We start from the raw sequence: 13307 nt of genomic DNA on the forward strand, positions 1-13307 counted from the left end.
AAAATAAAAGGCAAAGCCTTTTGGCTATGCCAAACCGAAATTCATCTCCCACCTACCGTTGGGCTAAGCCCTTCACACGCTTGAGGAAGGAGAATTCTTTCGGGGAATTCGTTAAATTAATAACACTTAAAAATATCAGATTTTTGAGGTGAGAAAAGATGCGAGTTTTATTTTTAGAGAGCCATCCAATGTGGATCCATGGTTTACCAAACGGGTTTCGTGACGCTGGACATAAAGTAAAGGTTTCAGGGCCTTTAGATGAACATATTATTTACAAACTGATAGATGATTTTGCACCAGATTTAGTTATAACAATGGGATGGGGGCCAGAAAATTCATCTAAGCTCAAACAACAATTGATTTTTGAATGCATGAAAAAATTTAATATTCCACATGTTTACTGGGCAACGGAAGATCCAACTTCTACAGAGATTTTCACATTACCGTATATACAGAGAACACGTCCAGATTTTGTATTTACAATTTGCCGAGATATGGTAGAAGTTTACAAAGGGAAAGGGATTCCTGCCGAACATCTAGATTTCGGTTATCATCCAATTGTTCATCATCCAATGGATAAAGATGCGGAATATTATGCACCAGTTGCACTTGTTGCAAATGGATATCCTAAAAAATTGAGTTACCTTCCAGATCATTTTCGGCATCAATCATTAAACATATTAATCAAACCTTTGTTAGAAAATAATATTAAAATAAATTTTTATGGTAGGTATTGGGATGAAATGAAGGATATTTTAGGTGTCGATATTCCAAAGGAGTGGATTCGAGGATATATTGATTACACAAATGCAAATAAAGTTTATAGCTCATCCGATATTATTATAGGACTTCAAAATCTCCCTACGCAACTTACGCAACGTACGTATGAAATACTTGGCTCTGGAGGCCTTCTCTTAACAAACGATATTCCTGAAATTCATCGCTTATTTAAAGCGGGAAAAGATCTTCTCACATCTTCTTCACCTGAGGAAACGGTTAAATTAGTTAATTATTATCTTCAGCATTCTGAAATGAGAGAAAAGATTAGGAAACATGGAAGAAAAGCAGTAAAAAAATATTCTTATGAAAAACGTGCAGAGTATATGATCAATATTTTAAAGGAGTACGGGATATTTAGAGGTAAAAGAAGTCATTATGTTTTGGGAAATGAAAAGAACAAGACATACAAACAGGGAGAATTTGAAATTTATAATGTACGCAATGGCGATACATTATCTAGTATAGCAAATGAATTAGGAATAACGGTAAGTTCAATGAAACAATTAAACAACCTTACTTCTGATAAAATTGATGCTGGAAGACCGTTGAAAATAAGAAAAACAAGTGAAAATCAGCTTGCAAATTATAAGTATTATACGATTTGTCACGGAGAGACTTTAGGTAGTATTTCAAGACGATTTGATATCTCAGTAGAAAAAATAAAGTTAGATAATGAATTGGATTCAGATTATATTCTTGCAGGGCAATTAATCAAAATTGATACACGCGATTCTAAATCAACGGTTTTCCCATCTGTGCTGATTTCAAAGGGATTAAATACTAAAAAAATGATTTCATTAACTTACGATGCAGGTGCTGATGCAGATAAAACTGAAGAAATTTTAGAAGTATTAAAAAAACACGATATCAAAACTACGGTGTTTTTAACAGGTGCATGGGTAGAAAAATTTCCAAGTCTCGCTAGACGTATTGTTTCAGAAGGACATGAAATTGCAAATCATTCATACAGTCATCCGGATTTGACGAAGTCATCGTATAGGGACATTATGGAGGAATTTAAGAGAACCACTAGGTGTTTTGAAAAAATTATGGAAACGAAAGGAAGTCCGTTATTTCGGCCCCCTTTTGGAAATTGGAATAAAGAAATTCTAGAGATTGCTGGTAAACTAGGTTTTCCTTACACAATTCATTGGAATATAGATTCAATTGATTGGAAAGAGCCTTCAGTTAAGACTATAGTTAATAGAGTACTGGGAGGTGTTAAAGGCGGGGATATTGTATTATTTCATTTAAATGGAAAACCGACCGCTGGTGCTACAGATATTATAATTTCTGAATTAAAAAAACAAGAATACCAAATAGTAAAAGTAAGTGAAATGCTCGTGTAGTCTTTTTAAGTACCTTAAAAATTAAGATTATTGTAAGAAATTTTGAAAGAATTACGTGAGGTAAGGAGTGAAATGAAATGCGTATTCTTTTTTTAGAGAGTAGCCATATATGGAAGAATAATTTACCTAGAGGGTTTCAAGCAAATGGGCATGATGTTTTAATTTCGGGCCCGTTAACCAAGAATCTTTCGCAAATGTTGGAAGAATTTAATCCAGATTTGGTGATCTCAATTGGTTGGGGACAAGAACAAACAAAAGAAAAACAAAAATTAATAAGAGAATGTATGAAGAAAACAACAATCCCCCTTATTTATTGGGCGGTGGAAGATCCTGCTTATACAGAAATTTGGTCTATTCCATTAGTCAAAAGGATGAAACCAGATTTTGTGTTTACAATATGTCCAAAAACAGTTAAAGTCTATCGGCAATTAGGAATTCCAGCTGCTCATTTGGACTTTGGCTTTGAAGAAACGGCACACTACAAATCTCCTAAATCCTCAGAATATAATTGTTCAATTGCAGTTGTTGCAAATGCATATCCTCATATTTTAGAAAAATACCCTAATCATTTTAGAAGTAATGCTCTAAATGTACTAATTCGTCCTCTTCTGGAAAAAAATATTCGTATTGATTTTTGGGGAAACAATTGGGATGAAATGGATCGTTTTTTTGGTATGGATATACCAAAAGATTGGATTCATGGTCCTATTCACTATTTAGAGACATATAAAGTGTATAACTCGGCAGACATTATACTAGGATTACAAAATTATCAAGAGTTGATTACCCAAAGAACGTATGAAATTTTAGGCTCAGGTGGATTTCTTCTTACGATAGATACTCCAGGTGTTAGGGAAATATTTAAGCCAGGGAAAGATTTAATTACGGTTTCGTCACCAAAGGAAACCCTTCAAGCAATATATTATTTTTTGAATCATCCGAAAAAGAAAACGAAAATTCAAGAACAGGGGCGAATAACAGTGCAGGAGCATACTTATCAAGCTCGTGCCAAGCAAATTATAGATACACTAATTGAGCATAATATTTTAATAGAGAGAACAAAAACAAGTAAGCAAACAGGGAAAATTATGCATTTTACGGATTTAGAAGAAGACTATGAAATGTATACAATTGAAAAAGGAGATACGTTACATGGGATTTCACAAAAATTCGGTGTATCTATTGAATCTTTAAAAACATTGAATCATTTAACATCTAATATGATATTAGAAAACCAAAGATTAGCAATAAGAAAGAAGAATACTAAATGAAACTTTTAAATAGCATGTTGCTTAGTGGTTATAACAAGCTTTGACTTTTAAAGATTTCCCCTCAAATTATGAGCATCTTTAAAAAGTTTCTGTCTAGGTTTTATATATGCGCGTTTCGCTTTCTTGTATAATAAATCTAATAAGATGGGATGAGTGATAACTAAAAATTTACATATGTTCTTTACGACGGAATCGTACAATTGAATGAGTCTGTACAGCGTTTTCACTACAAGTATCCATTACAATTTTGTTAAAGTTGTTATAGGCTACAGAAATTAACAAATTTTGACGTTCTTTCTTTGGTATAGTGTAAATAATCGGAATAATCGGTTTTGAATTGGAATGTTTATGGATTGTGCATATAAAATTTTTTTATGAAGGAGTGTACACATGCATAAAGAATTTGAGATTGAGGAATACACAGCAATTGAGGAACAAATTCATTATTATAGTCAAAGTTTATTAGTACATCACCCCGAACAAATTGTAGAATATTTAGAAAAAAGGTTAGAAAAGTATACAGAAACATTAAACAACCCTCATTTATATCCTGAAAAAGTTATTTTACCTATACAGCAATTAATAATTGAATATTCTTTTGACCTCGCTAGGATTAGGAAGTATTTAAAATTAGAGACGTAGTTTATAACGGATGTTTTAAAATGACACAGGGTCGGCAATTAGAAATCTATTCTATTGGCGACTCTGTGTCATTGTTTTATAGAAAATAGTACATACTTACGAATTGACATATCATATTTTAAAAGTAAAACAAAAGTGAGTACTCACTCATTTTATAAAAGGAGGATGATGTTCGTGTCACAAATCGCTGTGGATTTACAAGAGGTATCAAAACGATTTGGAAAGAAAGAAGTGTTGCATAATAAATGTATTTGCTTTAAAGAAACATCGTAGAATATGATTTTTGATAGAGAAGGGGATTTATGAATGGAGAAAGTTAATTGCTCATGCAGATAACGATAAACGGAATGAACGCCAACTACGTATATTAGAAGCTGCTGTAGATATGTTTGGAGAAAAAGGATATGCTTCAACTTCAACAAGTGAGATTGCAAAACGTGCGGGGGTAGCGGAAGGAACGATTTTTCGCCACTATAAGACAAAAAAAGATTTATTACTAGCTGTTGTTATGCCGACTTTAACAAAGCTTGCTGCACCGTTTTTCGTTCAAGCTTTTGCGAAAGAAATACTAGAAAATACGTATGAAACATATGAGGAGTTTTTAAGAAACGCAATCTGAAATCGATTTACTTTTGCTAAAAAGCATTTTCCGATGTTAAAGATTTTAATACAAGAAGTACCGTTTCAATCCGAATTAAAAAAGGAAATACAACAATTAGTGGAAAGGGAACTTTTTTCCCGTTTCAAAAAAATCATTATACATTTTCAAGAGCGAGGACAAATTATTGAAATGCCGACATCTTCAGTTATACGCTTTACTTTATCAAGTATAATGGGATTCATTTTAACTCGTTTTTTGTTATTACCAGAAGAAAAATGGGATGATGAAGAGGAAATTGAACAGACAGTACAATTCATATTACATGGATTAACGCCACGGAGGTAGCATAAACCAATAGTTGTTGTAATTGATGCTTAGAATTTGATGGGTGCCGTTATAAAGGGAGGTATAATTTCCGATATCAAATAAAAAAGTGCACAATTCGACAAAAATCCCTACACTGTTGTAGAACAATGTAGGAATTTTTTTGTGCATGAGTACAGATTCTGTTTTAAAATTAAGTTATGACAGAATTATAACAATTATCCAACTAATATTTTTGTCTCTTAAAAAGTAATGTTTGTAGTACAAACTCGCACGCTGTCGAAACTCAATATTCGATAAGGGATGTGTAGCGGAATGGAATTTACTCTAACTCGCGAAAAACAAATGATTAAAGAAATGGTACGTGACTTTGCTGAAAAGGAAATTGCACCAAAAGCTGTGTATTATGACAAAACAGCTGAATTTCCATACGAAACATTTCAAAAAATGGGTGAACTAGGTTTATTAGGAATCCCATTCCCAGAAGAGTATGGAGGATCAGGCGGCGATACGCTATCGTATGCGTTAGCAGTTGAAGAAATTGGTCGTGCTTGTGGTGGTACAGGCTTAAGTTATGCAGCAACAATTTCATTAGGTGCTTCGCCAATTTATTACTTTGGTACAGAGGAACAAAAGCAAAAGTATCTAATTCCAATGGCGTCAGGAAAAACATTAGGTGCTTTCGGGCTAACAGAGCCAAATGCTGGATCTGATGCAGGTGGCACACAGACAAAAGCATTTTTAGATGGTGATGAATATGTAATTAGCGGTGAGAAGTGTTGGATTACAAATGCGGAGTATGCAAATACAATTATTGTAACCGCTGTCAATGGTGTTGAAGGGAATGGTAAAAAACGTATTTCTGCATTTATTGTGCCGACAACAAGTGAGGGGTTAACGATTTCAAGTCCATACGATAAGATGGGCGTTCGTGCTTCTAATACTTGTGAAATCGTACTTGATAGTGTTCGTGTACCAAAAGAAAATATCCTTGGTGACGTCAATAAAGGATTTAAGCAGTTCTTATATACACTTGATGGAGGTCGGATTTCAATTGCAGCATTAGCTGTAGGGATTGCCCAGTCTGCTTTTGAGCGTGCGCTTCAATACGCAAAAGAACGTCAGCAATTCGGAAAAGCGATTTCTAATTTTCAAGCGATTCAATTTAAATTGGCAGACATGGCTACTGAAGTAGAATTAGCGCGTAATTTAGTACATAAAGCAGCGTGGTTAAAAGATCATGAAAAACCTTTTGGTAAAGAAGCGGCTATGGCAAAATTATTTGCATCTGAAGCAGCGAGCCGTATTGCGAATCAAGCAGTGCAAATTCATGGTGGTTATGGTTATATGCGTGAATATGAAGTAGAGCGTCATATTCGTGATGCAAAGCTTCTAGAAATTGGTGAAGGAACTTCTGAAATTCAACGTCTCGTAATCGCAAGACATTTAGGGTGTAGATAAAAGGAGGACTCACTATGTTTCAAAAAATTTTAATTGCTAACCGTGGTGAAATTGCAGTTCGTATCATTAAAACTTGTCAAAAACTTGGAATTCGTACAGTTGCGATTTATTCTGAGGCAGATGAAAATGCACTTCATGTAAAACTAGCAAATGAGGCTTATCTAGTAGGTGGACCGCGTGTCCAAGAGAGCTATTTAAACCTTGAAAAGATTATAGAGGTTGCTAAAAAAACAAATGCTGAAGCGATCCATCCTGGTTATGGATTATTATCAGAAAACCCATCCTTGGCGATTCGTTGTAAAGAAGAAGGGATTGTATTTATTGGTCCTTCTGAAGAAATCATTGCGAAGATGGGAAGTAAAATTGAATCACGCCTTGCGATGCAAGAAGCAAATGTTCCAGTTGTACCAGGAATTACAACGAATATTGAGACTGCTGAGGAGGCAATTGAAATTGCAAAACAAATTGGATACCCATTAATGCTTAAGGCATCCGCGGGCGGCGGAGGCATTGGAATGCAGTTGATGGAAACTGAGCAAACGCTCACCAAGGCGTTTGAGAGCAATAAAACGCGCGCACAAAACTTTTTTGGTAATGGCGAAATGTATGTAGAGCGTTACATTGCAGATGCACATCATATCGAAATTCAGCTTCTAGCTGATACTCATGGAAATACAGTGTACTTATGGGAGCGCGAATGTTCTGTACAACGTAGAAATCAAAAAGTAATTGAAGAAGCACCATCTCCATTTCTAGATGAAGAAACACGTAAAGCAATGGGCGAAGTTGCTGTGCAAGCAGCAAAAGCTCTTGGTTATACAAATGCAGGTACTGTTGAATTTCTTGTAGATGATCAGAAAAACTTCTATTTCTTAGAGATGAATACAAGATTACAAGTGGAGCATCCTGTTACGGAAGAAATTACAGGTTTAGATCTTGTTGAACAACAATTACTCATTGCGTCTGGTGAAAAGCTCTCCTTTACGCAGGAAGATATAAACCTGAGTGGTCATGCCATTGAAGCGCGTATTTATGCGGAAGACCCAAAAACATTTTTCCCATCACCCGGGAAAATTACAGGACTGACTTTACCAACTACTGTACGTATTGATCATTTTTTAGAAAATAACGTGACCATTACACCGTTTTACGATCCGATGATTGCCAAAGTAATTGCTCATGGGGAAACACGTCAAGAAGCAATTGAAAAACTGCAGAATGCACTTCAAGAACTGAAAGTAGAAGGAATTAAAACAAATACACCAATGCTATTGCAAGTATTAGAAGATGAAGTGTTCCAAAGCGGAACGTATACAACAGGTTTTGTAACAAAACAGCTTGTAAAAAAATAAGCTTTATAAATATTAAAGGGGGAAAAAATGATGACAAAAGTGTATGCATCGATGGCAGGTAACGTTTGGAAAATCGTGGTAGGAATAGGGGATACAGTAGAAGAAGAACAGGATGTCGTCATTTTGGAATCTATGAAAATGGAAATTCCAATCGTTTCAGAAGAAGCTGGCACAGTCATGAAAATCAATGTGCAAGAGGGCGATTTTGTTAACGAAGGAGATGTATTGGTAGAGATTGAATAGAGAGAAAAAGGGGTGAAATGGATTGAAGCTACCTACTTTCGCTGTTATTAAAGAAGTAGGACCACGCGATGGTTTGCAAAATGAAAAGAAAATTGTTGGCACAAAAGATAAAGTGAAGTGGATTCAATTACTTTCAGAAGCTGGATTATCGTATATTGAAGTTTCTTCTTTCGTTCATCCAAAGTGGGTTCCTGCTTTAGCTGATGCAAGCGATGTATTTGCAGAGCTAGACAGAGAATCTGATGTTACATATGCTGCGCTTGTTCCAAATCAAAACGGTTTGGAACGAGCTCTTTTGCAAAATGTAAATGAGGTGAACGTGTTTCTATCAGCGAGTGAATCGCATAATAAAAGCAATATTAATAAGTCTATTAAAGAAGCGTTATCGGTAATACAAGATATTGTGAAGCAAGCCGAGTTTGCGGGGAAAAAAGTAAGAGGCTACGTTTCTACTGTATTTGGTTGTCCTTATGAAGGAGACGTAAGTGTCGATGCTATAGATGAATTATGTAATCAACTTTTTTCATACGGTATTTATGAGGTTTCACTTGGAGATACGATCGGTGTAGCAAATCCATTGCAAGTAGAGTGTGTGTTAGAACAATTGCTAAAAAAATATGATCCTACTCAATTTGCGATGCATTTTCATAACACGTATGGCATGGCCCTTGCGAATGTCGTGCAATCGTTACAATACGGCGTTACGACCTTTGATAGTTCTTGTGGTGGACTTGGTGGTTGTCCTTATGCACCAGGTGCCTCAGGGAATGTTGCGACCGATGATTTAGTACATATGCTCCATCAAATGGGTGTACAAACAAATATAAATGAAGAAAAACTAGTAAAAGCTAGTCAATTTATTCAAAGTAAACTAAATATTCAATTGCCAAGTCATGTGTATAGAGCACTGCAACATAAAACAATAAGTAGGTGATAAAATGCTACAATTACAAAACATTTCAGTAGAGTATGTAACACCTCATATCGTAAATATAACATTAAATCGCCAGCAACAAGCAAACTCGTTATCTCTTGCACTACTAGAAGAGTTGCAATCTATACTAAGTCGTATAAACGAAGAGGCTGATGTTCGTGTTGTTATTTTAACAGGAGCTGGTGAGAAAGCATTTTGTGCTGGAGCGGACTTAAAAGAGCGGGCGAATATGAATGAGGAACAAGTACGCCATGCGGTTGGAATGATTCGTTCTACAATGGATATGGTTGAGCAGTTAGCACAGCCTGTTATTGCTGCAATAAATGGAATTGCACTTGGTGGTGGTACAGAATTAAGTTTAGCGTGTGATTTTAGAATTGCAGCAGAAACAGCAAGCCTTGGACTTACTGAAACATCTTTAGCGATTATCCCAGGAGCTGGTGGTACGCAGCGCTTACCAAGATTAATTGGTGTTGGTAGAGCAAAGGAATTAATTTATACAGGGAGACGTATTTCAGCGCATGAAGCGAGGGAATATGGGATGGTAGAGTTTGTAGTACCAGCTAACTTACTAGAAGAAAAAGCAATTGAAATTGCGAGAAGTATTGCTAGTAACGGCCCAATTGCGATTCGATTGGCGAAACAAGCAATCTCAAATGGTATACAAGTAGATTTGCATACTGGATTGCAAATGGAAAAGCAGGCATATGAAGGTGTCATTCATACGAAAGATCGACTAGAAGGACTACAAGCATTTAAGGAAAAACGTAAGCCGATGTATAAGGGGGAGTAAATGTGCTAGAACAAAAACAACAATCTCATTCGTTCGCAGAACGTGTTGAAACAATTAAACAAGGCGGAGCACCGAAATATCATGAACAAAATAAAGCAAAAGGAAAAATCTTTGTTCGAGATCGTTTAGCTCTTCTATTTGATAATGGCGAGTATGTAGAAGATGCTCTATTTGCAAATTGTGAGCAAACAGGTCTACCAGCAGATGGTGTTGTAACTGCTACGGGTAAAATACATGGCCGAACTGTATGTGTCATGGCGAATGATTCAACAGTGAAAGCTGGTTCTTGGGGTTCTCGTACAGTTGAAAAAATTTTACGAATTCAAGAAACAGCTGAAAAGTTACGTGTACCACTTTTTTATCTCGTTGATTCTGCGGGAGCTCGTATTACAGATCAGGTTGAAATGTTTCCCGGACGCCGGGGCGCAGGACGCATTTTTTATAACCAGGTGAAGCTATCAGGTAAAGTACCACAAATTTGTTTGCTATTTGGTCCGTCAGCAGCTGGTGGTGCTTATATTCCTGCTTTTTGCGACGTTGTTATGATGGTGGAAGGAAATGCCTCCATGTACTTAGGTTCTCCACGGATGGCGGAGATGGTCATTGGTGAAAAAGTCACACTTGAGGAAATGGGCGGTGCGCGTATGCATTGTTCAGTATCAGGATGCGGCGATGTATTATGTAAGACTGAAGAAGATGCAATTTCTCAAGCAAGGCAATATATTTCTTATTTTCCAAGTAACTATTTAGAAAATGCTCCTACGATGAAACCTCAAGAACCAAAGCAGTTCGAAAAAACGCTAGAACAAATCATCCCAGAAAACCAAAATGCACCTTTCAATATGAAAGATCTTATTAATCGTATTATTGATGAGGGTTCTTTCTTTGAAGTGAAGAAATTGTTTGCGCAAGAACTCATTACAGGATTAGGACGTATCGATGGGAAGCCTATCGGTATCGTAGCAAACCAACCGCGTATGAAAGGCGGTGTGTTATTCCACGATTCTGCTGATAAAGCAGCGAAATTTATTAACTTATGTGACGCATATCATATTCCATTACTATTCCTTGCAGATGTACCAGGATTTATGATCGGAACAAAAGTTGAGCGAGCAGGTATTATTCGTCACGGTGCGAAAATGATTTCGGCAATGAGCGAAGCGACAGTACCGAAAATTTCAATTGTTGTTCGTAAAGCATATGGTGCAGGTTTATATGCAATGGCGGGTCCAGCATTTGAACCAGACTGTTGCCTCGCATTGCCGACAGCTTCTATTGCTGTAATGGGGCCTGAAGCTGCTGTCAATGCTGTATACGCAAATAAAATTGCAGCGTTGCCAGAAGAAGAACGGGCAAGCTTCATCGCAGAAAAACGGGAAGAGTATAAAAAAGATATCGATATTTATCGTCTAGCGTCAGAAATGGTGATTGATGGTATTGTTCATCCAAATGACTTACGTGAAGAGTTAAAGAAACGCTTTGACATGTATATGAGTAAATATCAAGTGTTTACAGATCGAAAGCATCCAGTTTATCCAGTATAAAAGCCCTATTTAAGGGCTTTCTTGTTCAAAAAACGGGGAGGGAAAACAGTGAAACAGGCCGTTTGGTTTCCAACAGAAGAGTACAAAGATAAAACACGTTTATATGAATGGATGAAATCGCTTGGATATGAAGAGTATGAAGCGTTTTATAATAAGTCAATTGAAGAAACTGCATGGTTTTGGGGAGAAGCAGAACGTGCAGTTGGCTACCAGTGGATGACGCCATATACAGAAGTGTTAGATTTAGCAAATGGTACACCATTTGCTAAGTGGTATACAGAGGGGACGTGCAACGTAGTAGAATCGGTTTTATCTCGTTGGCTTGCAGATGAAGAAACAAAAATACAACCTGCTCTTATGTATGAAGGTGAAAATGGCACAACAAAATCATTTACATACGAAGAACTTGATAACTGGGTAAGCCGCGTCGCAAATGGGCTCAAGCATTCTGGTATCAAGAAAGGTGACCGTGTAACGATTTATATGCCGATGATTCCAGAAACAGTTGTTGCTATGCTAGCTGTAATGAAAATAGGTGCAATCATTTCTCCGATTTTTTCTGGATTCGCAGCGGATGCAGTCATGACACGTGTACAAGCGGCAGGTTCAAAAATGATTATTACAGCGGATGGATTTTCACGCCGCGGTAAAATCGTTTCGTTAAAAGACGAGGTAGATAAAGCATGTGAAAATTGTCCATCTGTTGAGAAAGTTGTTATTGTTCGTCATGCTGGAAATGATTTTACACCGCATAATTATGATCTTTCATGGAGCGTTTTAGAAAAAGAAAAACCATTTACACATGCAGAAGAGATGAAAAGTGATGATCCTCTTATGCTCATATATACATCAGGCACGACTGGTAAGCCAAAGGGAACAGTACACACACATGCTGGATTTCCGCTAAAATCAGCGTTTGATGCCGGATTTGGTATGAATATTAAGCAAGGTGACCGTGTATTATGGGTGACTGATATGGGATGGATGATGGGACCATTTTTACTATTTGGTTCTCTAATTAACGGTGCGACAATGGTAATGTATGAAGGAGTACCAGATTATCCAGAAGCGGATCGACTATGGGAAATCGTTGATCAATATCAAATTACGCACCTTGGTATTTCACCAACATTAATTCGAGCGTTGATGGCAAAAGGGGATGACTACGTACAAAAACATTCTCTAGAAAGTTTAGAAGTATTTGCATCAACGGGAGAACCTTGGAATCCAGATCCTTGGATGTGGCTCTTTGAAACAGTTGGGAAAGGAAAAGTACCAATTTGTAACTATTCAGGTGGGACAGAAATTTCTGGTGGGATTTTTGGGAATGTATTAGTAAAGCCAATTGCACCAATCAGTTTCAACGCACCTTTACCTGGAATGGCAGCAGTTGTTTTAGATGAACAAGGCAATCCAATTTACGATGAAGTTGGGGAGTTGTGTTTAGAAAAACCATGGGTTGGAATGACGAAAAGTTTTTGGGAAGATGATGAACGTTACATAAATACGTATTGGTCCCGCTTTGAAAATAAATGGGTACATGGTGATTGGGTTATTTATGACGGGGAACAATATATCATTACAGGACGTTCTGATGATACATTAAATATTGCTGGTAAGCGCATTGGACCTGCTGAATATGAATCAATTCTTGTAAAGCATCATGATGTAATAGAAGCAGCGGCAATTGGTGTACCAGATGAAGTGAAAGGCGAAGTTTGCCATTGCTTCGTTGTTTTACAAGAAGGAATAACATTTACAACGGAGTTAAAAAAAGAGTTAATGAGTTTAGTAAACTCTCACATTGGAAAAGCGTTATGTCCAAAAGATATTCATGTTGTAGAAGATTTGCCGAAAACACGCAATTCAAAAGTGATGAGACGCGTTATTAAAGCGGCGTACTTAGGAAAAGAATTAGGAGATTTATCTTCTTTAGTAAATCCAGAGGTTGTTTCATATATTCAAGGATTAAATGCTAGACAAATATAAAAAACAAAGGATTGGCTCTTTGGA

At 36.6% G+C, this 13307-nt stretch carries 10 protein-coding genes and 1 pseudogene; all 11 read left to right on the forward strand.

The features are described from left to right. The first annotated feature begins 158 nt into the window (after positions 1 to 158). A complete protein-coding gene (locus ACX5JI_RS23525; protein ID WP_459503415.1) occupies positions 159 to 2129 on the forward strand; it encodes a DUF3880 domain-containing protein in 1971 nt (656 codons plus the stop codon). A 77-nt stretch (positions 2130 to 2206) separates the two neighbouring features. Further along, entirely contained in the window at positions 2207 to 3400 is a 1194-nt protein-coding gene (locus ACX5JI_RS23530) for a DUF3880 domain-containing protein (protein ID WP_459503416.1), read from the forward strand. A 390-nt stretch (positions 3401 to 3790) separates the two neighbouring features. After that, positions 3791 to 4042, forward strand: a complete 252-nt coding sequence (locus ACX5JI_RS23535) for a hypothetical protein (protein WP_459503417.1) — start codon at positions 3791 to 3793, stop codon at positions 4040 to 4042. Positions 4043 to 4340: 298 nt separating this feature from the next. Further along, a pseudogene (locus ACX5JI_RS23540) lies at positions 4341 to 4988 on the forward strand (TetR/AcrR family transcriptional regulator). A gap of 294 nt (positions 4989 to 5282) precedes the next feature. Then, entirely contained in the window at positions 5283 to 6428 is a 1146-nt protein-coding gene (locus tag ACX5JI_RS23545) for an acyl-CoA dehydrogenase (RefSeq protein WP_459503418.1), read from the forward strand. A gap of 14 nt (positions 6429 to 6442) precedes the next feature. Continuing rightward, positions 6443 to 7780, forward strand: coding sequence for an acetyl-CoA carboxylase biotin carboxylase subunit (locus ACX5JI_RS23550; RefSeq protein WP_459503419.1), 1338 nt, complete (start codon positions 6443 to 6445; stop codon positions 7778 to 7780). Positions 7781 to 7807: 27 nt separating this feature from the next. Next, on the forward strand, positions 7808 to 8023 hold the full coding sequence (locus ACX5JI_RS23555; protein ID WP_003197789.1) for an acetyl-CoA carboxylase biotin carboxyl carrier protein subunit: 216 nt from the start codon (positions 7808 to 7810) through the stop codon (positions 8021 to 8023). A 22-nt stretch (positions 8024 to 8045) separates the two neighbouring features. Next, positions 8046 to 8957 carry a hydroxymethylglutaryl-CoA lyase gene (locus ACX5JI_RS23560; RefSeq protein ID WP_459503420.1) on the forward strand — a complete coding sequence of 304 codons (912 nt, stop codon included), beginning with the start codon at positions 8046 to 8048 and terminating at the stop codon, positions 8955 to 8957. Between the two features lie 4 nt (positions 8958 to 8961). After that, complete coding sequence (locus ACX5JI_RS23565) at positions 8962 to 9750, forward strand: enoyl-CoA hydratase (protein ID WP_459503421.1); 789 nt, start codon at positions 8962 to 8964, stop codon at positions 9748 to 9750. Positions 9751 to 9752: 2 nt separating this feature from the next. Continuing rightward, the gene (locus tag ACX5JI_RS23570; protein ID WP_459503422.1) at positions 9753 to 11294 is read left to right on the forward strand and encodes an acyl-CoA carboxylase subunit beta; all 1542 of its coding nucleotides are present in this window, start codon (positions 9753 to 9755) and stop codon (positions 11292 to 11294) included. A 48-nt stretch (positions 11295 to 11342) separates the two neighbouring features. After that, positions 11343 to 13283, forward strand: a complete 1941-nt coding sequence (locus ACX5JI_RS23575) for an AMP-binding protein (protein WP_459503423.1) — start codon at positions 11343 to 11345, stop codon at positions 13281 to 13283. The last annotated feature ends 24 nt before the right edge of the window (positions 13284 to 13307 follow it).

It is taken from the genome of Bacillus sp. C1, from assembly GCF_054570475.1.